General features: G+C 41.4%; 20 protein-coding genes, 3 tRNA genes and 1 other RNA gene. 10 read left to right on the top strand and 14 right to left on the bottom strand.

What is annotated here, in order from left to right; all coding sequences use genetic code 11:
- The first annotated feature begins 60 nt into the window (after positions 1-60).
- The gene (locus tag AN395_RS15030; protein ID WP_054983463.1) at positions 61-2,034 is read left to right on the top strand and encodes a monovalent cation:proton antiporter-2 (CPA2) family protein; all 1,974 of its coding nucleotides are present in this window, start codon (positions 61-63) and stop codon (positions 2,032-2,034) included.
- A gap of 128 nt (positions 2,035-2,162) precedes the next feature.
- On the opposite strand, the gene AN395_RS15025 is transcribed toward AN395_RS15030, so the two are convergent.
- A complete protein-coding gene (locus AN395_RS15025) occupies positions 2,163-3,308 on the bottom strand; it encodes a patatin-like phospholipase family protein (protein WP_004586945.1) in 1,146 nt (381 codons plus the stop codon).
- Positions 3,309-3,530: 222 nt separating this feature from the next.
- Here AN395_RS15025 and AN395_RS15020 point away from each other — a divergent pair, with 222 nt between their 5' ends.
- The 3 genes from AN395_RS15020 to AN395_RS15005 all read left to right on the top strand — a co-directional run bounded on the left by AN395_RS15020 (position 3,531) and on the right by AN395_RS15005 (position 7,962).
- On the top strand, positions 3,531-4,406 hold the full coding sequence (locus AN395_RS15020; RefSeq protein WP_004586946.1) for a DUF3014 domain-containing protein: 876 nt from the start codon (positions 3,531-3,533) through the stop codon (positions 4,404-4,406).
- Between the two features lie 138 nt (positions 4,407-4,544).
- An RNA gene (gene ffs / locus AN395_RS19425) (signal recognition particle sRNA small type) lies at positions 4,545-4,641 on the top strand.
- Between the two features lie 561 nt (positions 4,642-5,202).
- Positions 5,203-7,962 carry a response regulator gene (locus AN395_RS15005; protein ID WP_054983461.1) on the top strand — a complete coding sequence of 920 codons (2,760 nt, stop codon included), beginning with the start codon at positions 5,203-5,205 and terminating at the stop codon, positions 7,960-7,962.
- Positions 7,963-7,988: 26 nt separating this feature from the next.
- Here the strand turns inward: AN395_RS15005 and AN395_RS15000 are convergent, their stop codons facing one another.
- Entirely contained in the window at positions 7,989-8,678 is a 690-nt protein-coding gene (locus tag AN395_RS15000; protein ID WP_054983460.1) for a DUF1826 domain-containing protein, read from the bottom strand.
- Complete coding sequence (zigA, locus tag AN395_RS14995) at positions 8,678-9,877, bottom strand: zinc metallochaperone GTPase ZigA (protein ID WP_054983459.1); 1,200 nt, start codon at positions 9,875-9,877, stop codon at positions 8,678-8,680. Before zigA ends, AN395_RS15000 begins: the two co-directional genes overlap by 1 nt.
- A gap of 216 nt (positions 9,878-10,093) precedes the next feature.
- Between zigA and AN395_RS14990 the strand changes: the two genes are divergently transcribed.
- From AN395_RS14990 to AN395_RS14975, 4 genes are all read left to right on the top strand, one after another.
- Positions 10,094-11,179, top strand: coding sequence for an alkene reductase (locus AN395_RS14990; RefSeq protein WP_054983458.1), 1,086 nt, complete (start codon positions 10,094-10,096; stop codon positions 11,177-11,179).
- Between the two features lie 185 nt (positions 11,180-11,364).
- Positions 11,365-12,447 (top strand): RDD family protein, encoded by a 1,083-nt coding sequence (locus AN395_RS14985; RefSeq protein ID WP_054983457.1) that lies wholly within the window; start codon positions 11,365-11,367, stop codon positions 12,445-12,447.
- A gap of 83 nt (positions 12,448-12,530) precedes the next feature.
- The gene (locus AN395_RS14980) at positions 12,531-12,782 is read left to right on the top strand and encodes a type II toxin-antitoxin system Phd/YefM family antitoxin (RefSeq protein ID WP_054983456.1); all 252 of its coding nucleotides are present in this window, start codon (positions 12,531-12,533) and stop codon (positions 12,780-12,782) included.
- Positions 12,772-13,059: a type II toxin-antitoxin system RelE/ParE family toxin gene (locus tag AN395_RS14975; protein ID WP_054983455.1), complete on the top strand. Its 288-nt coding sequence runs from the start codon at positions 12,772-12,774 to the stop codon at positions 13,057-13,059. The genes AN395_RS14980 and AN395_RS14975 overlap by 11 nt, the downstream gene beginning before the upstream one ends.
- A 49-nt stretch (positions 13,060-13,108) precedes the next feature.
- Here AN395_RS14975 and AN395_RS14970 read toward each other — a convergent pair whose 3' ends face one another.
- The 7 genes from AN395_RS14970 to miaB form a co-directional block, all read right to left on the bottom strand.
- Positions 13,109-13,603: a hypothetical protein gene (locus AN395_RS14970; RefSeq protein ID WP_054983454.1), complete on the bottom strand. Its 495-nt coding sequence runs from the start codon at positions 13,601-13,603 to the stop codon at positions 13,109-13,111.
- Positions 13,600-13,947 (bottom strand): hypothetical protein, encoded by a 348-nt coding sequence (locus tag AN395_RS14965; protein ID WP_054983453.1) that lies wholly within the window; start codon positions 13,945-13,947, stop codon positions 13,600-13,602. Before AN395_RS14965 ends, AN395_RS14970 begins: the two co-directional genes overlap by 4 nt.
- A gap of 106 nt (positions 13,948-14,053) precedes the next feature.
- Positions 14,054-15,604 carry an apolipoprotein N-acyltransferase gene (gene lnt / locus AN395_RS14960; protein ID WP_095206669.1) on the bottom strand — a complete coding sequence of 517 codons (1,551 nt, stop codon included), beginning with the start codon at positions 15,602-15,604 and terminating at the stop codon, positions 14,054-14,056.
- Positions 15,585-16,469 carry a CNNM family magnesium/cobalt transport protein CorC gene (gene corC / locus AN395_RS14955; RefSeq protein WP_004589463.1) on the bottom strand — a complete coding sequence of 295 codons (885 nt, stop codon included), beginning with the start codon at positions 16,467-16,469 and terminating at the stop codon, positions 15,585-15,587. Before corC ends, lnt begins: the two co-directional genes overlap by 20 nt.
- A gap of 22 nt (positions 16,470-16,491) precedes the next feature.
- Positions 16,492-16,950 (bottom strand): rRNA maturation RNase YbeY, encoded by a 459-nt coding sequence (gene ybeY / locus AN395_RS14950; protein WP_024033864.1) that lies wholly within the window; start codon positions 16,948-16,950, stop codon positions 16,492-16,494.
- A 4-nt stretch (positions 16,951-16,954) separates the two neighbouring features.
- Positions 16,955-18,013, bottom strand: a complete 1,059-nt coding sequence (locus tag AN395_RS14945) for a PhoH family protein (protein ID WP_004589461.1) — start codon at positions 18,011-18,013, stop codon at positions 16,955-16,957.
- Positions 18,014-18,070: 57 nt separating this feature from the next.
- Positions 18,071-19,519 (bottom strand): tRNA (N6-isopentenyl adenosine(37)-C2)-methylthiotransferase MiaB, encoded by a 1,449-nt coding sequence (gene miaB, locus AN395_RS14940; RefSeq protein WP_029774570.1) that lies wholly within the window; start codon positions 19,517-19,519, stop codon positions 18,071-18,073.
- A 256-nt stretch (positions 19,520-19,775) separates the two neighbouring features.
- Between miaB and AN395_RS14935 the strand changes: the two genes are divergently transcribed.
- Both AN395_RS14935 and AN395_RS14930 read left to right on the top strand, forming a co-directional pair.
- Positions 19,776-20,945 (top strand): FAD-dependent monooxygenase, encoded by a 1,170-nt coding sequence (locus tag AN395_RS14935; RefSeq protein WP_235576584.1) that lies wholly within the window; start codon positions 19,776-19,778, stop codon positions 20,943-20,945.
- 156 nt (positions 20,946-21,101) lie between these two features.
- The gene (locus AN395_RS14930; protein WP_054983450.1) at positions 21,102-22,691 is read left to right on the top strand and encodes a bifunctional diguanylate cyclase/phosphodiesterase; all 1,590 of its coding nucleotides are present in this window, start codon (positions 21,102-21,104) and stop codon (positions 22,689-22,691) included.
- Between the two features lie 4 nt (positions 22,692-22,695).
- On the opposite strand, the gene AN395_RS14925 is transcribed toward AN395_RS14930, so the two are convergent.
- From AN395_RS14925 to ychF, 4 genes are all read right to left on the bottom strand, one after another.
- Positions 22,696-22,770, bottom strand: a tRNA-Gln gene (locus tag AN395_RS14925).
- Positions 22,771-22,809: 39 nt separating this feature from the next.
- Positions 22,810-22,894, bottom strand: a tRNA-Leu gene (locus tag AN395_RS14920).
- 67 nt (positions 22,895-22,961) lie between these two features.
- A tRNA-Met gene (locus AN395_RS14915) sits at positions 22,962-23,038 on the bottom strand.
- Positions 23,039-23,801: 763 nt separating this feature from the next.
- Entirely contained in the window at positions 23,802-24,893 is a 1,092-nt protein-coding gene (ychF, locus tag AN395_RS14910) for a redox-regulated ATPase YchF (protein WP_004588829.1), read from the bottom strand.
- Positions 24,894-24,904 lie beyond the last annotated feature (11 nt).

Below are 24,904 nucleotides of genomic sequence, written 5' to 3'. Positions count from 1 at the left end.
AACATATGGTTGCTATATTTAAAGTTCATTCCGTAGTTTAATTGACGCTGGAGGCCGAATTTGCAAAGTATAAACGCTCAAATTTTTGGCTTGTTAGTGGCGGCGGTGCTTTTTGTATGGTTTTTTAAGCGCATTGGCTTGCCGCCTATTTTGGCGTATTTAGCAACAGGCGTTTTAGCGGGCAGCCATGGCATTGGTTGGCTTGCGCAATCTCACGAAATAGAGTTTATTGCTGAGCTGGGCATCGTGTTTTTATTGTTTAGTTTAGGGCTCGAATTTTCTATATCGCGGCTAATGGCCATGCGCAATATTGTGTTTGGACTGGGCTCGTTACAAGTTGGTGTTACCAGCTTGCTCTTCATTATTATTTTATATTGTTTAAATTTTAGCTTACTCACTAGTTTTACCATTGGCACAATTATGGCGCTTTCTTCAACCGCGGTGGTGGTTAAGCTATTAAAAGAAACTGGCGAACTAAACCAGCGCCGTGGGCAGCTGGCGGTGGGCGTATTACTGTTTCAAGATATTGCCGTTGTGCCCCTACTTATTATTTTGCCATTGTTTGCCTCAAGCGATTCGCAAAGTATTAGTTGGGCGCTGGCATTTGCGCTTACAAAAGGCGCGTTTGTGTGCTTATTACTGTGGGCGATTGGTAAATGGGTGCTGCCTAAAGTATTTAAAGAAATAGCGCAGGTACGAACCGATGAGCTGTTTGTGCTTACCACAATTTTGGTGGCGTTATTTGCCGGCTTTTTAACTTACATGTTTGGTTTATCAATGGCGCTTGGGGCATTTTTAGCCGGCATGATGCTAGGAGAGAGCCATTACCGCCATCAACTCGAGGCTGATATTAGGCCATTTCGCGATATTTTAATGGGGCTGTTTTTTGTAACTGTGGGGATGCAGCTCGATATTTTATTTGTGCTTTCGCATGGTTTTGTAATTATTGGCGCGTTATTTGGCTTGTTAATATTAAAAATTACCGTGCTGGCATTAAGTGCCAGATTAATGCATGAGCGCAATCAAGACTCGCTAGCCTGCGGCGTTATGCTGTGGCAAATGGGAGAATTTGGGTTTGTGCTTATTGCTTTGGCAGGTCAGCATGAGTTGCTCAATTCAGAGCAAGCGTCGTTTTTAATTGCCTTAGGGGTGCTTTCGATGGCGCTAACCCCGTTTTTAATTGATAAAACCCCACTAATTTTAAAGCAATTAGGTATTTTAGATCACCCCAGTATGGCGAGGGAGAGCGAGCCTAAAAGTAGCATCTTATATAACGATCACGTGGTTATTTGTGGCTTTTCACGCGTAGGACAAACTATAGCGCGATTTTTAAAACCCGAAGCCATAGATTACGTTGCCATAGAAAGTAACCCTATTTTAGTACAAGAGGGCAAAGCCGCAGGCGAGCCAGTAATATTTGGCTATGTAAAACAAAAAGATATTTTAAAGTGCGCAGGGGTAGAGCGAGCACGGTTAGTGATTATTACCTTTACAGAGCTTGAGCATGCCCACGTTGTAATAGACGCAATAAAGCAACTTGCACCCAACGTTAAAATACTAATAAGAACCCGCGACGACAGCCAATTAAACAACTTAAAAGAGTTGGGTGTTACTGAGGTGGTGCCTGAGTCGTTAGAGGCAAGCTTAATGTTGGTTTCGCATGTGTTGTCGATGTCGGGTGTACCGATGACACGTATTGTGCGCCGTGTTAGTAAAGAGCGCCGTAATCGCTACCCGCTTATGCAAAGTTTTTACGCCGGTTACTTTAAAGATAATGAAGAAACCTCCTCTGAGCGCTTAGAATATTTGCACGTAGTTGCGTTGCCAGATCAAGCCTATGCGGTGGATAAAACAATAGATGAGCTTAACTTATCTAAACGCCGCGTGACTGTAAAAGCTTTGCGCCGAGAGGGGCAAGAAATAGACGACCCATCAACCAGCACCACATTGTGCGCAAACGATGTACTGGTATTGCAAGGTAAGCCTAGGCGGGTAGAGCGAGTAGAGCATTACCTACTCGATGGGCTTGAATAAAAAATGCATTTGATGTTTTTTACTGACATAGATGCAAGTTAGTAAAATAACACAGAGGTAGTTATCGAGCTCAGTTGGTTTCAAAGCTTACTCTGCGATTAAATAGCAGGTTTCAAGGCCAAAATTAGCTAGTCGAGCTCTAAAAATTGGCGTATTTCGGGTAGTTTTTTCATGCCATCTTCATAGCCAATTTGAATTAGGTGCTGAGTGTAGCGTTTTTCAAACAATAAATAGCTGGTTAAACTCGATTGCGAGTGCTTTTTTACCCCAATTGTGCGTAGTAGCAGCTTAATTGCCCATGGCATATCGCTGTAGTATTGCGCGGCAATATCGTTAAAGTTTTTTGATGGATTAATAATACAGGTTTCTATTTGTTTCAGCTCTTGATGTTTGTCGCGCGCCGGAAGCAGCCCTAAGGTGCGATTTACACGCTCAAGGCGCTCAAGGTCGGCTTGCATGGTGTCGCTAAATACACTATCGAGTAAATGCCCAGCAACCGCAGAAAGCCCAGGGTAGTGGGGCGAGTAACCCGCTGGGTGCGACTCTTTTGGTTGGTCTACCCCTATAATAAATATTTTTTCGGCGCCTAAATGAATGGACGGGCTAAGCGGTGAAAGCTGGTGAATAGAACCATCGCCAAAATAGTGGTTAAATACATTAACACTTGGAAACACCATAGGAATGGCGCTTGAGGCCATTAAATGCTCAACGTTAATGCGCATAGGGCGACCTTCGCGTTTGGCACGTTGCCAAGGTGTTTGTGTGTTTGACTGAAAAAACGCAACAGAGTCACCGGTTGTATAGCTTGAAGCGGTAATAGAAATCGCTTCTAAATAATTACGGTGTAAATTACGCTCAATGCGGTGCAGGTCTAAAATTTCGTTTAATAAACCGCGCAAAGGGCGGTTATTTAGCAAACTGCCTGGTGGGTGGTTTATGTGTTCAGACTGAAAACTGGTTAAAATATTACGCGCAATATGGCCAAACACACTTAAAAAGTCGCTTTTGTAAACCATAGATGTTGAAAAGTTTTTCCAAACAGACTCAAGCTTACGCACGGCCAAATGCGCACACGAGGCATAACAGGCCAAAGCTGCAGAATTAATCGCGCCTGCAGAAGTGCCGTTAATAATTCTAAATGGTAAAGGCGCGGTGCGGGGCATACTATGAGCAAGCGCTTTAAGCACGCCCACTTGATAAGCAGCGCGAGCGCCACCACCTGTCAGTAATAGGGCTATTTTAGGTTTATGTGGGTCAACTTGCTGGATTTTCATAGTGGTTTTTGAACTGCTTAACGTCTTTTCTTTATTTATCAACTTTAAGTCTTTAAGCTAGAAGAATCAAAGAATAACTGAGTTACTATGGCTCGTTGTTCTAATTAGTAAGTGTAGGTTTATGTTGTAAAGCCTATATTTAAAGTAGTAGTGATTACCGATAGTGAATTTTTTCCACTCAGCGTACTCTGAGTAATATGCATTTAAATTTATGGAGTTTGTATGTCAGATAAACCAGAAGCGTCAGATGTTCAAAAACGTCCGCCTAAAAACAATTTTTTATTCGCCGTTATTATTTTAATTATTTTAGTGTGTGCCGCTGCGTTCGTCCTGCTATCGCCCACTGACGAGCCAGAAACTCGCACAGAGGTAGAGCAAACACCAAAAGAACAGCCAGTGATGGAGTTAAAGCCAGAAAACGACCCTGTGGTAGATGCGCCATCAGTTAAGCCTGAAAAGCCAGCAGAGCTAAGCGTGCCTGCTCAGCGCCCAGCTGAGCCAGAGCCGGTTGTAGAGCCATTACCAACGCTTGATGAAAGCGACACCGTAGTGGTTGCCAAAATGGATGAATACCTAAGCGACTCGGTAATGAGCCTAATGGTAACCGACGATGTAATTCGCCGTGGCGTCGTATTTATAGACAATATAGCCAAAGGCAAAATTGCTAAAAAGCATACGCCAGTGGTTAAACCCGAAGAAGAATTTAGCGTAAACGAAGGAGACATTTTAACAATTGACCCTAACAGCTACGAGCGCTATACACCGTATGTAAAAGTATTTACGAGCATGAGCGCCGCCCAAGCTGTGCGTATGTACGAGCAATACAAGCCATTAATTAACAACGCGTACAGTGAAATTGGTTACGGCGATGATGAATTTAATCAAACGCTAGAAGATGCTATTGAGTTATTACTTGATACACCGGAGCCAGAAGGCGAATTACCGCTACTGCGAGACTCGGTTACTTATCAGTATGCGTTTTCTGAATGGGAGCAATTACCGGCTGCACAAAAGCAGCTGTTACGTATGGGCCCAGAAAACATGAAAAAAGTAAAAGCAGCACTGCGTAAAATTAAAGCCGAGTTAGAGCGTAATTAATAGGCATTAAAGGCTGTTTTTAGCTGCGATTGTATATGAAGTATGCAATCGCACTTTCTTTTTTGATTATCCCTTGAATAACACACCAAAAGTAGAGATAATCCTTCCCGCGCCAACCAAGGCCCTCAATGGTAGTCTTATTGGTCCTCTCGCAACACTAGCAGGCGAACCTGGTCAGGCCCGGAAGGGAGCAGCCACAGTTTGTGACGTGTGTGCCGAGATGTGGCTGGTAAGACTGCCACCCAAATTCCTCATTTGGGTGAAAATACATTCCTTTTAAATTATTCCTTAGTAACACCGTTAGATATTTAGTATCACGAGTGTCGATTTTCCACTATTATCGCTCTACCTCATTTTTACATTCACACTGTTTTTATTATTGCCGTTTACTGCACTAGCAGATGAAACATTTACTATTTATGTAAAAAAATCAAATTACTTAATTAGCAACGCCAAAGCAAAACTCACATCTGCTGAGCTTGGCAATAAATTACAGTCACTCAATGTTTCAACAGTAATACTTATTGTAGATTATTGCGCAGCTCCAGAAGCGTTAGCTAATGCCTATTTAGTAAACGTAAATGCTAAGTCTATGCTTAAGGATATCAATTTAAATTTAAGCGGCAGTCATAAAAAGAGTAAGTGTAAAAACACATAACACGCTTTTTGACAGGGGGTAATGTGTATCTGTTCCTGTTTTATTGCTGCTAGACAACCCTTGCCTTGTACGTAATAATGTAAAAATTACATTAATTTTAACATATAAAGTGTTAACAAAGTGCCCCAAGGTTGATTAATGCCGCAAAGAAGTAAGTGGACACTCGCTGTTTTATTAGGGTTATTAGGCGGGTTAGTAAATCTCTCGCCATTGTATTTTTTCGACAGCTCCGAATTTTTGTTTGGGCAATTGTTTGTTTTATGCAGCTTAGTATTTACTGGGCTGCGTTACGCGTGCCTAAGCCTTGCCATTGTTTCTGGTTTTTTACTTTATAGGTGGGGCCATTGTTGGCCGAGTATTGTGTATTTACTCGAGCTTTGTTGGCTTTATGCTTTTTGCTTACGCCGCTCTAAACCTATTCTTCCTCTGGGTAGCGTATTTTGGCTATGTATTGGTTTACCCTTTGTATGGGTTATAGGCCAATTTGTTATTGGCTTGGCCTGGTTAACGCTAATAGTAGCGATATCAAAGTACTTAATTAACGCGCTAATAAGCTTGGCGGTGGTTGATTTAGTTAGTGTATTTGTACCTTACGCTAGCCGTGCGTATCAGGGTAGGCCACTGGCAAAAATTTTAAGCTATGTGGTTAGTGTCATTATTATTTTAGTGGTATTGCTAACCAGTGTAATTTTAGTAAACGATCATCATGCGCGCTTAGAGTATGAAGTAAACGCTCAACTAAAAGAAAAAGCCGAGTCTATTAGCACGCAATTAAATGATTATTTAGCATTTCATAAAAACGCCATTGTTATGAGTAGCGACGCAATAAGTGCGGGCACTGCAAGCGATGTGCAGCTCAAACGATTAATGTCGTTATTTCCAGGCTTTACAACCAGCTTGTATGCAAACCCAGATGGCTTTGTAGAGCTTAGCTCGCCCAGCGATTTAATAGAGGGGCTTAGCCTTGCGCAGCGAAGTGTTAAAGACAGAGCATACTTTACTCAAGCTCAGCAGTTCCCTCTGGGCTATACCAGTGGCGTGTTTCAAGGTCGCGGCCTAGGTAACGAAGCCATAGTGGCGCTGTCGGCACCTATATACCGTAACAATACGTTTTATGGTGTGGTAGAGGGCTCGTTAAAGTTAGACCGCTTAGAGCGCTTTATACCTAACTTATTTGAGTACACGGGCGATTTAGTGGTGCTAGATGCACAGCAAAAAGTGGTATTTAGCTCCCTTGATGAATTTAAAATACTGAGCCATTTTAACGGTGAGGGCTTTAATACCAGTAATTTAGGTGATAAAAACCTATTTCGTTCAAGCAAAAACGAGGTGTACCACAGCTCTAGGTACATTGATCCACAAAACCACTGGCAAGTTATTACCTTTTATAATCGTAAGCATTTAAGTATGGCGGTGGCAAAAGCTTGGCTACCCACTATTTTGTTAAGTGCGCTATTGATGCTTATGGTGGTTATTTTTATACACCAACTTGCTAATTTATTAGTGCAGCCAATTACTAGCCTAACTACGCTAATGCAAAGCTTTGGTAAAACCAAAACACATAAGTTTAATACAGACTCAAGCTGGCATGAGGTATTGCAACTACAACAGCAATTTGAATTACTGGCTAATGCGCTGCAGCGTTCAATAGAAAACCTACAAGCCTCTAATATCAGAAACCAAGGGTTAAATACCCAGCTGAGCGAATTTAATCAGCAGCTAGAGGGCAAAGTAGCAGAACAAACCACAGAGCTTAAAAAAGCGGTAAATAGGGCTAATTTAGCCAATGTTGCTAAGTCGCAATTTTTAGCCAATATGAGCCACGAGCTACGCACCCCTATGAACGGTATTTTAGGCATGGGAGAGGTTTTATTGCGCGATAATTCATTAACCGATGAGCAGCGGGAGCTGTTAAATACGCAGCAAAAAAGCGCACAAAACTTACTGAAAATTTTAAACGATATTTTAGATTTTTCTAAAATAGAAGCCAACGCCATGGAAATTAGCCCTCGGGCGACTAACCTTGCGCCGTTTATTGCCAATATAAAGTCGTTGTTTTCTCCCATTGTAAGTTCTGATCACGTCGAGTTTATTGTTAGTCAAAGCGACAGGCTGCCAGATTGCGTAAAAGTAGACGACCTACGTTTAAACCAAGTCATTATTAACTTGCTCTCTAATGCGTATAAGTTTACTGAGCGTGGTTTTGTGCGCTTATCGTTTGATTATGAAAACGAGCAACTTTTAATAAGCGTAGCCGATAGCGGCATTGGTATTGAAAAAGATCAGCAGTCGTTGTTATTTAGTGAGTTTACACAAGCTGATGTAGGTGTGGCACGTAAGTATGGTGGTACAGGGTTAGGTTTAGCAATTAGCCAAGGGTTAATTAAAAAAATGCAGGGTGAAATTACCCTCAACAGCGAACCAGGCAAAGGCAGCGTACTTAAATTTTACGTAAGTGCACCTAAAGCACAGTCCAACAAACCAGAGCCCGTTAAACAGCCGAAGTCGTTGCCTAATTTAAGTGATAAAACACTTTTACTGGTTGAAGATAACCCCATTAACCGCCAAGTAATTGCAAAAATGCTAGAGCCTACAAAGGTAAACTTAGTGATGGCAACCGATGGCATAGAAGCGCTAAAAGTACTTGAAGGTAATCGCTTTGATTTAATTTTAATGGATTGCCAAATGCCTAATATGGACGGCTACGAGTGCACCCAAACAATACGGGCTAACGAGGTAAACACAAAGGCACATGTGCCCATTGTTGCTATTACCGCAAACGCCTATGAAGATGACAAGCAGCGCTGTTTAAGTGTAGGCATGGATGATTTTGTTTCTAAACCGGTAAATACACAAGGGTTGTACGAAGTAATCGCGAGGGTGATAAACGCCCATTAGTGCAGCGTTTATCACCATAACAAATTTTAAATAAAATCGAGGGTGAGCAACAAGCGTTGCTCGTTTGCAGCCACCGGTGGAGAGCGGTGCACAAGCCCTGCGCCTTCGTTTCCATTCCAGTACTCACCTTTAAGTAGCGCAACATCCCCTTGATTTAGCTGATTAATATTATTTAGGCTTTTAAATAAGCCAGACTCTTCATCGGGCTTACCTAAATTACCAGTTCCAAGCTTTGAGCGCTCTACATCGCTGTGATTTAACCACTGCGTTGCAACGCCTTGGTAAGTAGTCACTAATCGGCACGGAATTTTGTCTACATGAAAACGCGGGCACATAGGTTTATCTAATATTTTTAGCCTTAAACCGGCACGTTTTAAATCAAATAGGCAGCAAAACATTTCAACTAATAATGTTATGTCTTTACACAGCGCATCAGTTTCATCGCGGTTATTATCATTTGGTTTAAGTGCAGTAACTAACTTATCAAACGCATCATCGTGTGATACCGCAAGCTCAAGTGGTTTTATGGCATTAGTGCTAATGAGTGTATTAACGGCATTTGTTAATGCTTGTTCAAGGTCTCTTTGCCAAATAACGATGTTAGTGTTTTGGTCATAAATGTGTGGCAATATATTGGCGTTATTGTCTTTAGCTGCTCTTCGGTGGAGTTGCTCAGTGGGTTTTATTTGCGCCGTTATTGGAGCTAGGGCATTCATTACACTTCCTCCCAAATAGGAAACGGGTCGTTATAGGTTTTCCAAAAATCCTTACCTTTAAGCACGGCTTCTTCTGGCAGTAGGCAATCATCAAGCGCCTCAATCATGGCTTGTTTATTTAACGACTGACCAATAAATACAAGTTCTTGACGCATATCACCAAAGGGCTCTATCCATTTACTGTTTATATCAGCAAGTAGCTCGGGATCTGTAGGCCAGTCTTTTTTAGGAATTGCTTTATAAAACATGCCAGCAAACCCGTAATGAGCTATACCGCCGGCTTGGCTCCACTGCGCGCAAAATAAAGGGCGCGTTGCGAGCCAAAAATACCCTTTAGAGCGAATGAGCTTGCCAAATTGCTCGGTGTTGTGCAAAAAGTGATAAAACTTTTCAGGGTTAAATGGGCGGCGCGCCGTATAATTAAAGCTGCTAATACCATACTCTTCGGTCTCGGGGATGTGTTCACCACGCATTTCTTTAAGCCAACCCGGCGCTTGTTGGGCGCGTGCAAAATTAAATAAGCCCGTGTTGAGCACTTCGTTAATATTAATATTGCCGTTTGATATAGGAATCATTTTAGCTTGAGTATTAAGCGTATTTAAAATGGCAATAAGCTTATTGAGCTGTTCATTGGTGACTAAATCAGTTTTGCTAATTAAAATAACGTCGGCAAATTCAACTTGATCAACAAGTAGGTCAGCCACGCTTCGCTCGTCGTCTTCTCCTAACGATTCGCCAGTATCTTGTAAATCGTTTGCTTGTTCGTAGTCGGTTAAAAAGTTAACCGCATCAACCACGGTTACCATGGTATCGAGGGTGGCAACATCACCAAGAGAAATACCGTTTTCGTCGGCAATGGTAAATGTTTCGGCAACCGGTAGAGGCTCTGAAATACCTGTTGATTCAATGACGAGATAATCAAAACGGCCATCTTTGGCAAGTTTACCCACTTCAACAAGTAAATCTTCTCGTAGTGTGCAGCAAATACAGCCGTTGCTCATTTCGACGAGTTTTTCGTTGCTGTGATTGAGCGACACATCGTTTTTAATTGTGGCTGCATCTATGTTTATGTCGCTCATATCGTTGACAATAACAGCCACTTTTTTTCCTTGTCGGTTATTAAGAATATGGCTAAGTACGGTTGTTTTACCAGCGCCTAAAAAGCCTGATAACACTGTGACGGGCAGTTTATTGATCATTTAATTTTACTTACTAATAGGTATTTATTGGTATGTTATATTGTATCAATTAAATTTTCTAGCACTAGCATGACTTTTTAAATGGTTTGTATGTAATGCTTAGCAGAAGAATAAGTAGACACTTTTGCAAATACAACAAAGCTATTTTGTGTTTTTTGCTATTTTTGAATTTATATAGCTGCGCTATTATGAGCGCCATCAAACTTAGGAGGCATTATGACGTTACTTTTCTCACCCATAGAACTTGCAGGTAAAACTTTAAAAAACCGTATTGTTATGCCACCAATGACTCGCTCGCGCTCAACGCAGCCTGGCGACATTGCCAATGATTTAATGGCCACTTATTATGCGCAGCGAGCAAGTGCTGGGTTAATAGTAAGCGAAGGCACACAAATAAGTGAGCTGGGTAAAGGCTATGCCTGGACACCAGGTATTTACACAAACGAGCAAGTAGCAGGTTGGCGCACGGTGACCAACAAAGTGCACGATGCTGGTGGCGTTATGTTTGCGCAGCTTTGGCATGTAGGGCGCGTAACTCACAGCTATAACACAGGCGGTGTGCAGCCTATATCCGCATCGGCCATTGCTGCAAAAGACGTAAAAGTATTTGTAGATACAAACGGCGAGCCTGGCTTTGTTGAGACTCAGTTACCGCGCGAAATGAGCAAGCAAGATATTGAAAATGTACTAGGCGAATTTCGCCAAGCGGCTAAAAATGCAGTAGACGCGGGCTTTGATGGCATAGAGCTACACGCCGCTAATGGGTATTTAATTAACCAATTTTTAGACTCGCAATCAAATGCCCGTACTGATGAATATGGCGGCAGTGTGCAAAATCGTTTGCGTTTTTTAATAGAGGTTGTAAATGCAGTAAGCGATGAAATTGGTAGTCAAAAAGTAGGTGTAAGGCTTGCACCACTTACCACGCTTAACGGCACGGTTGATGATAACCCAGAGCAAACATATTTAGCCGTTGCTCAAGCACTAAACGACGCTGGCGTGGGCTACATGCACATTGCTGAAGCCGACTGGGATGATGCCCCTTTAATGAGCGTTGAATTTAAACAGGCTATTCGTAAAGCGTACAGCGGCGTATTAATTTATGCAGGTAAGTACACTAAAGAACGTGCCGATGAAGCCCTAGCACAAGGCTGGGCCGACATGATTGGCTTTGGTCGCCCGTTTGTGTCTAACCCAGATTTACCAGCACGTTTAGAGCAAGGTAAACCGCTAAATAGCCACAACCCCGACACCTTATTTGGTGGTGCAGAACAAGGCTATACCGATTACCCAGCCGCTTAATTATTTATAAATAAAGTATTTTAAGGGCTGCATGTATGTAGCCCTTTTTTATGCTGGTAAATCAATACTTTTAACTTGAGCTAATACCAATTCTCAAAATAGATCACTTAATTAAGCGGATTGATATAAAAATAAAAAGCGCGTAAGTTAAATAGCTTACCCATTTTAAAAACATAAAAATAAAAATGAAAACCAAAGAGATAGAGCAACTCGCGTTATCAGACTCTGAAACCAAAGACGTGATCACCCCGTATGCCTTTAAAATTGACCAAGCGTTATTAGGTCTTCCATTAGCTAGCCCAATTAAACGTGCAATGGCGATGACTATTGATGTTACTTTAATATTTATGGCCGCTAAGCTAAGCGCCACTTTAATTGCCTTTGTGGCTGCCATGGCTTTTTATAAAGGCACTGCGCAGCAATATCTTCCAAAAATGTCGTCGTTTTGGCGTAGAGCCTTAAAGCTTTTTGCCGCGAGCTTTTTATTTGTAAGTTCACTAACTGTACTCTCGTTAGCGATTGATTTTTTTGAAGGCGATACCGCTATACAAACACCTCAAATAGAAAAAACACAGCAAAACGATGAGCTAAGCGAGCATGACAAATCAATAATACGCACCTATTTAGCGCAAACAGACGACGATAAAAACTGTGATGATGCTTGCCAAAGCGTTGCTCGAGCTAATTTAGTTGGCCAATTACCAGCGCTTGCTGAAATGCAAAACGTAGGAGGAATTGAAGTTACGCGCACATTATTGCACTTAATGGCCATATCTGATGATGAACCCGTTGCGGCAGATGATTTTAAAAATAATGAGACAGAGCGAGAAAGCATTTCGGGCGAAATAACTCATAAAAGCAATATCACAGAAAAAGCTGAAACTAAAAGCGAGCAAACCAAACCTGTCACCAGCATTTTGCAGTGGGGTAAAGGCATTATTCAAGACCTAGGCCTTGGTTTTGGTTGGGCGGCCGTATACTTTACGTTGTTCTCATTATTATGGCGCGGACAAACTCCAGGTAAAAAAGTATGTAATATTCGGGTGGTCTCACTAAATGGCGAGCCACTAGGTATGCTTGATTGTTTTGGCAGATACGGCGGATACGGCGCCGGTTTTGCAACAGGTTTATTAGGCTTCTTACAAGTGTACTGGGACCCAAACAGGCAAGCCATTCAAGATAAAATATCAGCGACTGTGGTTATCCAAGGCAGTGTGAATCAAGTTGTAAATGTGAAAACGGTAGAAGAGAATTTAAAAACTACTTAGAAAATAAGCAATTATAAAATATATAGCTTTAGATAAAAAAAGGGCTAAAATAAGGTCTTAATTTAGTTCTTTATAGGTGTTATATGAGACAGGTTTTAGCTGATTGTTCGGCAAGTATTTCAGAACTTAAAAAAAACCCAACCGCGCTTTTAAATGAAGCTGATGGCGCTGCAATAGCCATATTAAATCATAATAAGCCTGCAGCTTACTTGGTGCCTGCACAAATGTATGAGCAACTTATGGAACAATTGGGTGATTATGAACTAACTAAAGTTGTTGAGAGCCGCAGAGGCGATTTATCTCAAGCGGTTGAAGTTAGTATAGATGACTTATAGGTTAAAGTTTTTACCAGCAGCCTTAAAAGAGTGGGAAAAACTTGCACCACCACTTAAAAGCCAGTTTAAAAAGAAACTTGCTGAGCGCTTAGATAATCCACATGTCCCAACCTCTAAATTACGCGGCTTTGATAATGTTTATAAAATAAAATTGCGTACGGCAGGGTACCGCCTTGCTTACGAAGTTATTGATGACGAAGTTGTGGTGTATGTACTCGCAATTGGTAAACGCGATAAAGATGCAATACATAAAAAACTGATGAAACGTAGCAAATAAATGCCTCAAGGATGGACGGAAATCGCATTGGATATTTCGTGCGCTTAATTTAAACGTTACTATTTTTCCAAATCAGCTTGCTAATATCACTTAAAAATTCATTAGAAATACGAAAATCCTCGCTTTGCGAGACTAGATCCTCACGATTCATTGTAATTAGTAATGATGTAATTATCTGTCGATGTACCTTGGCATAATATAGAGGGTTATCTTTTTTAGTACAGATTCTTGCCCCACCTTGAATAGATATTAAGTCTTCTTCAGGGATTTTCAGAAATGAATCAAATACAGGATCATTAGGTCCCAATATAGAGAGAGCACTAAAGGTTTGGTTTATCCAGCCTTCTGTTAATTGTTTTCCTTTAGTTTCATTTATAACATCATGGCCTCTTTGAATTATGTCTTTATAAAAGACTTGAAGTATTTGATTATGCGATTTTATTTCTTCAACTTCCTGATTACTTGGTTGATATTTCCCCCTGATAAATCTGCCGGCTGACAAATACTCAAGTATTAAACCTTCAGTGTAAATGTTGACCTTCATTTCTTCTTCAATTTTTTTATTCTTTTTTCAAACCTTTCATATAACTGATAGAACTCCTGAGATTGAAGTTGCTCAGCTTGCGATTGAATGGCTTTTTCACTTAACTCATTTGCTTGTTTTGAAATTAAGTAAGATTTATTCGCAATCAATATCGAAATCACAGCCGTTAAAAACATTAATACGCTAATAATTGCTGAAAGAATATGCTCAGGTTTAAGTCCAAGTTCATTATCCACAATTAAGGCACTTGGGAAAAATGCAGCAATAAACACCAACATCAGCGCACAGCACATCATCAGTGAAATGGTATTAGAGTTTTGAGCAATTGATTTAAAATACGGCACTTCTTCTATCCTTGAAAACGATGATTATTATCCATTAAGTTGTTGGGTTTCGTTGCACTCAACCCAACCTACGAATAATTACGGCTTACGGCTTACGGCTTACGGCTTACGGCTTACGGCTTCTAGCAATACCCATAACTCCCATTAACACCACAACTACCCACGCTGGAAAATTACCATATTGGCTGTACACGCTGTCGCCTTGTATAAGCTTTATATCGGCTTTCATGGTTGCAGCTTCAAACTGTGGCATGGTTTGTTGAGTGTGGCTTAGTGGGTCGTATACGGCGCTTACGCCATTGTTGGTAACACGTACCAGCGGGCGTTGTAACTCTAATGCGCGCATACGGGCTATTTGCATGTGTTGCAATGGCCCAATGGAATCGCCAAACCAGGCATCGTTACTTACGGTAAACAGCAAGTCAGAGTTGCTTTGGTAATTACCGCGCACTAAATCGGCAAATACTATTTCGTAGCAAATCGCAGGTAGCAGATTAAATCCATTGGCGCGTAGGTTATTTTGCACTCTATCGCCACGGGTAAACGATGACATAGGTAAATCAAATAATGGCGCTATAGGGCGCAGTATATCCTGAAATGGTACAAATTCGCCGATAGGTAACAACTGGTGCTTACGGTAGCGATTTTTGTCTAGGTAGCGATAATGGCCGTGCTCGTCGTTGTGCTCTTTATTACCTACCACAATAAGGGTGTTGTAAATGGTTTTGGTGTCGAGCTGGTAGTCAACAATACCGGTAACTAACGCGGTTTTATTAAACGAGGCCGCGCTGTCTAAATTGGCTAAGTAAGTGTCGGCAAGGGCTTCTATTTCGGGCACTGCGGCTTCGGGCCATACCACTAGGTCGGCATCCCAATGTGGGCGTGTTAGGTCTTGGTACTTGCTCATAGTGGTCCAAAACTCACTGGGTTCAAAGCGCAGGTGTTGTTTAATATTACCTTGCACCAATAAGGTCGACATTTCTTTGCCAGAGTAGTGATTATTACCGGTATTTAATGCGCCAATAATAAGTAACGCTAAAGCGGCTGCGCTTATTAATGGGGTTTTAAAATCTTTTTGGGTGAGCCTGTAAAGGGCAAAACCAATGCCAACACAGGTAAGCGTTAAGCCAAATTCGCCAATATAAGGGGCAAGCAGCCTAAGCGGGCCATCTGTTTGTGTATAGCCAAAACTTAGCCACGGAAAGCCGGTCAGTAAGTGTCCACGTAAGTATTCACTAATGGCTATGGTGGCAATTAGAAGTGCCCCCATGCTTTTAGGGCCACTTGCAAAGCGAGTTGCAGCCCAAAACGCCAGCGCCGGAAACAGGGCTAAATATGAGCACAGTAAAGCCATTAACGAGAGCGATGCTATAAGCGGCATGCCGCCAAAGGTGGCAATAGATACATGCACCCAGCTAATACCCGCGCCAAACCAACCTAAGCCAAATATAAAGCCATATTTAGCAGCGCTTTTTGCGTGCGCTTTGCCTGTGTTGTTTGGGTTAATACAAAAAATAATGGCGGCAATGCTAAAAAATGCGATGGGCCAAATTTGGTAAGGGGCGTAGCCAAAAGTTAAAATAAGGCCCGCAACCAGTGCGAGCCATGCTTTTTTATCTTTTACTAACAGGGTGAGTTTAGTTAGTAGTTTCTTCACTGTCGTTTTCATCAACCTTAGGAACGGTGACTTGCAGTTGTAAAATACGACGGTTATCAGAATTAGTTACTTTAAACTGATAGTCGTCTATTTCAATTGTTTCGCCGCGACTTGGCATATGGCCAAATGCGTGTAGTACCGTGCCGCCAATGGTATCGGCTTCATCGGTGCTGTAACCTGTTTTAAAGTACTCGTTAAAGTCATCTACAGGAGTGAGCGCTTGTACTACGTATACATGCTTAGCAAGTTGGCGAATATCTTGTTGATCTTCTTCTTCGTCGTGTTCATCTTCGATTTCGCCGACAATTATTTCAAGAATATCTTCAATGGTGACAAGGCCCGATACACCGCCGTATTCGTCAATGACAATAGCCATGTGGTAGCGTTGCTGACGAAATTCATTTAGTAGGGTGTCTACGCGCTTGCTTTCTGGCACTACCATGGCTGGGCGTAAATATTCGCGCAGTGAGGGTAGGTGCTCATCTTTATTTAAAATAAGCGGCAGCAAGTCTTTTGCGAGCAAAATACCTTCAACGTGGTCTTTGTCTTCACACACCACCGGAAAACGCGAGTGGGTGGAGTCGACCATCATGGGGATCAAATCTTCAAGGGGGCTGTCGACCTCAAGTGTGACCATTTGTGAGCGCGGGATCATTATATCGCGCACTTTAAGCTTGGATACACCAAGCACACCTTCAATCATTTCTTTGGTTTCTGGGTCGATTACGTCACGCTCTTGCGCGTCGGCAATTACTTCAACCAGCTCTTCTCTATTCTGGGGTTCCCCTTGCAACATTTGGGCTATGCGGCCCATCCACGTTTTGCCAGAAGAACCCTGGCTAGATTGCGAGTTATCGTCGCTCATTGCGTCTAAATGCTCCGTTAAATTAAATTTCGTCCCGGTATGGGTCAGCTATGTTTAGCTCTGCAAGTAATTGCTTTTCTATGCTTTCCATCTCAAAAGCGTCTTCACTCTTTATATGGTCAAATCCAAGTAAATGCAAGCATCCATGAATAACCATATGGGCAAAGTGGTCATGAAATGACTTTTCTTGCTCGATTGCCTCGGCCAATACAATGGCTGGGCAAATTATTAAATCACCTACTAATGGCAAATCAATGCCTGGCGGTGCTTCAAATTCGAACGACAACACGTTGGTTGGTTTATTTTTACCACGGTAGTCGTTGTTTAATTGTTGTGATTGGGCTTCATCGCTTATAACGATGCTCAGCTCAGATTCATCACGAAACTTGCTCAGGGCTTTATCGGCCCACAGTGCAAATTGTTCTTCGCTTGGGAGGTTGTCAAACTCACACGCTATTTGTAAATCTAATTCGGTGCTCACGGTATTACTCTTTAGTAGAAGGCGGCTGTTGAGCGGCAAGTTGCTCTTTGGCTTTTTGTTTTTCTATACGCTTTAGTCGCTCGCTTTCGTCATTGCGCTCGTAGGCTTCGACAATACGGCCAACAACAGGGTGGCGAACAATGTCGTGCGATTGGAAAAAGTTAAAGCTAATTTCTTCAACATCGCTAAGTACTTCTATTGCATGACGAAGGCCTGAGCGCGCACCGCGTGGTAAATCGACTTGTGTTATATCGCCCGTTATTACTGCTTTAGAGTTAAAGCCTATACGGGTTAAAAACATTTTCATTTGCTCGGCGGTGGTATTTTGGCTTTCATCTAAAATAATAAACGCATCATTTAGTGTACGGCCACGCATGTAAGCAAGTGGGGCAATTTCAATAATGTGTTTTTCAATAAGTTTTTCTACTTTTTCAAAGCCAAGCATTTCAAATAGCGCATCGTAAAGAGGGCGTAGGTATGGGTCTACCTTTTGGCTTAAATCGCCTGGTAAAAAGCCCAGTTTTTCACCGGCTTCTACCGCTGGGCGGGTAAGTAATATACGACGTATTTCTTGGCGCTCTAAGGCATCTACTGCGGCTGCAACTGCTAGGTATGTTTTACCTGTACCGGCAGGGCCAATCCCAAAGGTAATGTCGTGATGCAAAATATTAGCAACATACAAACCTTGGTTGTCGTTACGCGGTTTAATTACGCCACGGCGGGTTTTAATAAACATTTCTTTGCCGTACGCACTTTGCGGCACTTCTTGTTCTAGGGCTTTTGATTCGGTAATGGCTAAATGTACGTTGTCGGGCTCTATTTCACCAATTTCGCCACGAACAGGTTGAGTATCAACATAAAGGTTTTTTAAAATGTCTACGGCCGCGGCACTTGAGTGCAGTTTACCTGTTACTTTAAAAAAGTTGTCGCGGTGGATTATTTCAACACCTAGGCGGCGTTCAATTTGTTTGATGTTTTCGTCAAACGGGCCACATAAAGAAGAAAGGCGTTTGTTGTCGGCAGGTTCTAAATAAATCTCTAATGTTTTTAACTGATTACTCAAAATTACTTCCTATTCGGGTGCGCCAGTAAGGGTTACTGGCGCAATGAATTTATACAACTACGGTACGAAAGTAGCTACGCCAATTTCGTTGGTTGTATCGATTTTTGGCTCAACGCTTGCAGCTTTTGTTAAAATAGCTGAAGGAGCAATATCACGACGTAAGTTCATTTCTGATTCTGTACGAATTAAATCGCCACGTAAAGAGTTTGGTAACGCTTCGGTAATACGTACATCAACAAACTGGCCGATCACTGTGTGTGGGCCAACAAAGTTAACTACACGGTTGTTTTCGGTGCGGCCACGTAATTCCATTGGGTTCTTTTTAGAAGGCCCCTCAACTAAAATACGTTGCTCTGTATCAAACATTTGGCGGCTAATTTGTTGTGCCATTTGTGTAATACGGTTTTGTAGTAAGTATAAGCGCTCTTTTTTCTCTTGCTCTGATACGTCATCAGGTAAGTCGGCGGCAGGCGTACCTGGACGCGCACTGTAAATAAAGCTAAAACTCATATCAAAGCCAATGTCGTTAATTAGGTTCATTGTGGCTTCAAAGTCTGTTTTGCTTTCACCTGGGAAACCAATAATGAAGTCTGACGACATGCTTAAGTTAGGGCGAATTTTACGCAGCTTACGTATTGTTGATTTGTACTCAAGCGCTGTATGGCCGCGTTTCATTAAATTAAGAATACGGTCTGAACCACTTTGCACAGGTAGGTGTAAGTGATCAACAAGCTCTGGTACATCAGCGTACGCATCAATAATATCTGGCGTAAACTCTACCGGGTGCGAGGTGGTGTAACGAATACGGTCAATGCCATCAATCGCTGCTACATAACGGATTAAATCTGAGAAGTAACAAATTTCGCCATCGTGTGTTTCACCGCGGTATGCATTTACGTTTTGACCAAGCAGGTTTACTTCACGTACGCCTTGCTCGGCAAGTTGCGCAACTTCTAATAATACGTCATCTAATGGGCGGCTAACTTCTTCACCACGGGTATAAGGTACAACACAAAAAGTACAGTACTTAGAACAACCTTCCATTATTGATACAAATGCAGACGGGCCTTCTGCTTTTGGCTCTGGTAAACGGTCAAACTTTTCAATTTCTGGGAACGAAATATCAACCACCGATGAGCCTTTGTCGCCTTGCACTTGTTTAATCATTTCAGGTAAACGGTGCAATGTTTGTGGGCCAAAAATAACATCAACAAACGGTGCGCGCTGGCGAATAGAGTCACCTTCTTGTGAGGCAACACAACCACCTACACCAATAATTAAATCTGGCTTGTCGTCTTTTAATAACTTCCAGCGACCTAATTGGTGAAATACTTTTTCTTGCGCTTTTTCACGAATTGAACAGGTGTTAAGTAAAATAACGTCGGCGTCTGCTGCTTCTTCCGTTAGCTGGTAGCCGTTGGTTGCATCTAAAAGATCAGCCATCTTCTGAGAGTCGTACTCGTTCATCTGACAACCCCAAGTTTTGATATGCAGCTTTTTGCTCATTGAAATATAGCCTCGTGTTCAATTCGGTAGTGGCACAAAAATGTGCTTAAAACGGGATTAAGGAGCAAGGTTGCTCACTTAAAGGACGCGTATTTTAGCTGGATACCCGCCCAGATCCAAGTATAGTTTTCATGTTTGTGATCTCAAATCAATACACAGGCAGTTTAATAGCGTGATAGTTATATACTCTCGCACTAATGCGGCGAGTTACGGTACAATCAAAACAGTTTCACGTATTAACCAAATGATGAAAAACATGACTCAAAACAAAGTGATTGTTGTAGGCGCTGGGATGGTCGGTGCGGCCATGGCCATAAAGCTTGCACAGCAAGGAAAGTCAGTACAAATAATAGAAAAAAAACTGATTAACGCCGACGCCATTTTAGCAAGTGATCAGGTAGATATACGGGTATCGGCTATTAACCGTTTTTCAGAAAACCTGCTGGACGAGCTAGGGGCTATGCCTATTTTAAGGAAAAATCGATTAGCGCCTTACACGCAGTTAGAAGCATTTGAGCGCGGTGGCGACAACCTATTATTTGATTGCGCCGATATTAATACTTCGCACTTAGGTCATTTAATCGAAAACAATTTAATACAAGCAAGCCTTTGGCAGCAGTTTGCACATTATAATATTGAGGTTATTGAACAATCAGCACCTTTAAGTGCTATTGAGCAAGACACAACGTCAATCACCCTCATTTATGGCGATACCCGTTACACTGCTGATTTAGTTATTGCAGCCGATGGCGGGCAATCGCAGCTACGTGCAAAGGCAAATATTGGTGTAACAGGGTGGCAGTATCAGCAGCACTGCATGGGCGTACTAATAAAGCTAGATGCGCCGCAGCAAGTAAAAACGTGGCAACAATTTACCCCTACAGGCCCGTTAGCCTTTTTACCTATGCAGGCGCCATACGCTAATTTAATTTGGTACGACAGTGCCAATACCTTACAAAACTTTAAAGGGTTAACGGCTGAGCAAATTAAAGCGCATGTTTTAAATAAGTTTCCGCTTCTTGCAGGGGATTTTGAGGTGCAAAGCCATGCGGTATTTCCGCTTACTCGTCAGCATGCAAATAATTATTCTAATGGGCGTTTGGTGTTAGTGGGCGATGCGGCTCATACAATTAACCCACTGGCTGGGCAGGGTGTTAATTTAGGCTTTCAAGATGTGGTAGCACTCGCACAGGCACTTGAAGACGCTGATGATATTGGTTGTCCGCTAAAACTAAAAGAATACGAGCGAAGCCGCCGTAAAGCCAACCTATTAATGATGAGCATGATGGATGCGTGTTACTTTGGTTTTTCTAACCAAATTACGCCACTAAAATGGGCACGCAGCCAGTTTTTAAAAATGGCTAACAATACCGGTCCTTTAAAAAACTGGGTATTAAAATACGCCATTAGTGGGGAGCTTAATTAAATCTACTTAAGTGATTGGCTAAATTAATAAATGCACAGCCAGTCACTCCCTTTCTTATGCCACTTGGGCAACTGCATAGTTGTCACTATTAATTTATTCCGTTATTGCGTTTTTTTGCCATACTCAAACTACTAACCAATTAAAAGTTGTGTGTTTGTGGATAATTTTTTTATTTTTATACTCATTGTCGGCGCTTTGCTATTAACGCTGAGCATTGTGCCAACAATAAAAATTTGTAAAAAAACTAACCGTGTTTCGTGGATTTTGCTACTGGCGCTTATTTTTAGCTTTATAGTGGGTTATTGGTATGTACTTTATTATTTTGTAAATAACGATATTGCCGGATTTATTGCTATGAGCGTATCGCTAATTTTATTTGGCGGGGGCGCTTTTGTTTATTTAGTTATTCAGCTTAGTTATAAAAGTATTTTAAAAATAGACCGCTTTGCAAAACGTCAACGAACCCTTGCCGAAAACGACAGCTTAACCGGCCTCCCTAATCGAAAAAAGTTTTTTCAGGTGCTTAACAAACAAGTTAAGTACGAGCCTTCGTTTTATTTAATGCTTATAGATTTAAACCGCTTTAAATCGATTAATGACTCATACGGCAATAAAGTAGGGGATATGCTGTTAAGCATTTTTTCAAAAACACTCAGCCATAATATTGTGGGAATAGCCAAGCTGTACCGTTTAGGCGGCGATGAATTTGCACTTATTGTTGATAACTCAGCCAATGAGGCAATTAATTTATGTATTGAAGCCATAAAAAAATCAACTAAACACCCATTTCATATTTACGAGCATAGCTTACGTGTACACGTGACTGTGGGAATAACAACCTTTGCGAATCACTCGTCGCACGCTAATGAGCTATTAAAGCAAGCAGACTTAGCACTGCATGAGGCTAAAGACACACAGCAACTGTATGTACATTACTTTGAGGCGCTGAGCACTCGAGCAAATGAGCTTTCAAATATGACCTCACGTATTAAGCACGCTATTAAAAACCACGAATTTGAGCTTTATTTACAGCCTATTTTTGATGCCAGAGCCGATGAAGTCCATGGTGCAGAGGCATTAATACGCTGGCCGCAAAGTGATGGCTCATTTATTAGTCCAGAGGTATTTATTGGCATTGCTGAGCAAAGTGGGTTGATATTAAATATTTCTAAATGGGTGCTACTAGAAACAATAAAGCACTTAAAGGAGTTAAAAGCAGCTGGGTTTATAGGTTCGTTGCATGTAAACCTTTCTACTAAAGATTTAGAAAGCCCGGAGTTTTATGAGTTTGTTGAAGAACTAGTAAAGCATGACCCAACGCTAAGCGACGCAATTATTTTTGAAATAACCGAATGTGCCATGATGACAAACCTAGAAGCCGCCCGCACAATGATGCAAAAACTAAATAGCAGAGGGTTTGAATTTAGTGTAGATGATTTTGGTACTGGTTTTTCTTCTTTGGTATTACTGCGAGAATTACCAATAAGCCAAATAAAAATAGATCAATCATTTATAAAAGACATGCTGACTCAAATAGCAGATTACGCGATTGTTGAATCGACATTGTTTTTAGCGACGCGACTTAATTGTAAAGTGGTGGCAGAGGGAATAGAAGATAACGATCTTAAACAAACATTAACGCTAATGGATTGTGATTATTTGCAAGGGTATTATTTTAGCAAGCCAGTAAACATTAATGAGTTTATACACAAATATGCAAATGAGGAAGAGTACAGGATAATATAGAAATTGGCTGGGATACCAGGATTTGAACCTGGGAATGCCAGGATCAAAACCTGGTGCCTTACCGCTTGGCGATATCCCAACGCTAAATTTGGAATAGTTTTAGTTCTAGGTAAGAACATGGTGCGGAAGGAGAGACTTGAACTCTCACATCCTAAGATACTGGAACCTAAATCCAGCGCGTCTACCAATTCCGCCACTCCCGCATTTTCACTTTGAATAATCAAAGGAAGGTAGTTATTTTAAACTCTTCATTGAGCAACAAAAGAAAAATGGTGGCTAAGACGGGATTTGAACCTGTGACCCCATCATTATGAGTGATGTGCTCTAACCAGCTGAGCTACTTAGCCATCTCTTTTGTTATCACTTCATCGCTGAGTGCGGGGCGTATTATGCTGATATGACCCAAATCCGTCAACACCTTTTTTGCAAAAAAACACTTAACAGGGTTTGTTTGCAGGAAAATTAAGCTAAGAGGCTAAATTTTAATAAATTTGCTGTTTTTTTAACTGTAAATCAACTGTCAAAGTACACTAAGTAATAACAACTTAAAACCGTTAATATAAAAACTGCTGAGTATTTCAGCAGTCGCTTTGCGATCAAGTTGTATTAAAACCGAGTTTATTGAGTATTTTAGCTATTGAATGAAGTTATGATACTTAACAACCAGGTTATGCAGTCATTTTAAGTAGGCATAACTTGCGCTAGTTGCGTTAAAAATTACATATTAATCACCGCGTGGAGGCAGTTGGTAGGGCAATTTGCTTATTACTGATGCGTATTTCTTACGTTAAATAAAGTATTTAGCTTAGCTCGTTAGTATCATACCAATCCGTAATAATACCAATCCGTAATAATACTTATATCATTTTGTGGGACTAAACGTGTCGCTATCTGTGTTAAAAAATTCTCATTCAGAACAACTAAATAGCGAATTTTCCTAGCTATCAACAGGTTTTTCCATCAACAAAATAAATCACTTAATTATGCTAATTGCTATAAAAAGCCAAAAGTAATTAAGGCCATTTGTCTTTTGGGATAAAACTTATTTAGATAAAGGCATAAAAAAACCCGCATTAAGCGGGCTTTTATAAACAGATTGTTTAGGCGTAATTATACGTTGAACAAGAAGTTCATTACATCGCCATCTTTAACAATGTACTCTTTACCTTCTTGACGCATTTTACCGGCTTCTTTAGCGCCACCTTCGCCATTAAAGGCAATGTAGTCGTCATAAGCAATGGTTTGTGCGCGAATAAAGCCACGTTCAAAGTCGGTGTGAATTTTACCAGCCGCTTGCGGCGCAGTTGCACCTACTGGAATAGTCCACGCGCGTACTTCTTTTACACCTGCAGTGAAGTAGGTTTGTAAATGCAATAGCTCGTAACCACCGCGAATAACACGGTTTAGGCCTGGTTCTTCTAAACCTAGGTCTGCCATAAATTCAAGCTTGTCTTCTTCATCTAGTTCAGAAAGCTCAGATTCGATTGCAGCACACACCGGAATTACTACAGCATCTTCAGACTCTGCAATAGCACGTACACGGTCAAGGTGTGGGTTATTTTCAAAGCCATCTTCAGCTACGTTAGCAATGTACATAGTAGGCTTAATAGTTAAGAAGTTAATTGAGCTAATTGCTGCTTTTTCTTCTTTAGTAAGCTCTAAAGAGCGAAGTGTTAACCCTTCGTCTAAGTGTACTTTAACTTTTTCAAGTACTGCATTTTGCTCTTTAGCGTCTTTATCGCCGCCTTTCGCTTTTTTAGCGTTACGGAAAATTGCTTTATCAGCGCTGTCCATATCGGCAAGTACTAATTCGGTATTGATAACGTCAATATCGTCAGCAGGGTCAATAGTACCTGCAACGTGAATTACGTTTTCGTCTTCAAAACAGCGAACTACATGGCCAATTGCATCCGTTTCACGAATGTTTGCTAAAAATTGGTTTCCTAAACCTTCACCTTTTGATGCGCCTTTTACTAAACCAGCAATATCAACAAATTCCATACTGGTAGGTAGAATACGTTGAGGATTTACAATTTTTGCTAGCTCGTCTAAGCGAGGATCGGGTACCGGTACTACACCTGTGTTAGGTTCGATGGTACAAAAAGGAAAGTTAGCGGCTTCAATACCCGCTTTAGTTAGTGCATTAAAAAGCGTTGATTTACCAACATTAGGCAAGCCAACGATGCCACATTTAAAACCCATAGTAAGATACC

Source organism: Pseudoalteromonas sp. P1-30, from assembly GCF_001400005.1.
GTDB classification, from domain to species: domain Bacteria; phylum Pseudomonadota; class Gammaproteobacteria; order Enterobacterales; family Alteromonadaceae; genus Pseudoalteromonas; species Pseudoalteromonas atlantica.
This window is presented reverse-complemented; position numbering and strand designations above follow the sequence as displayed.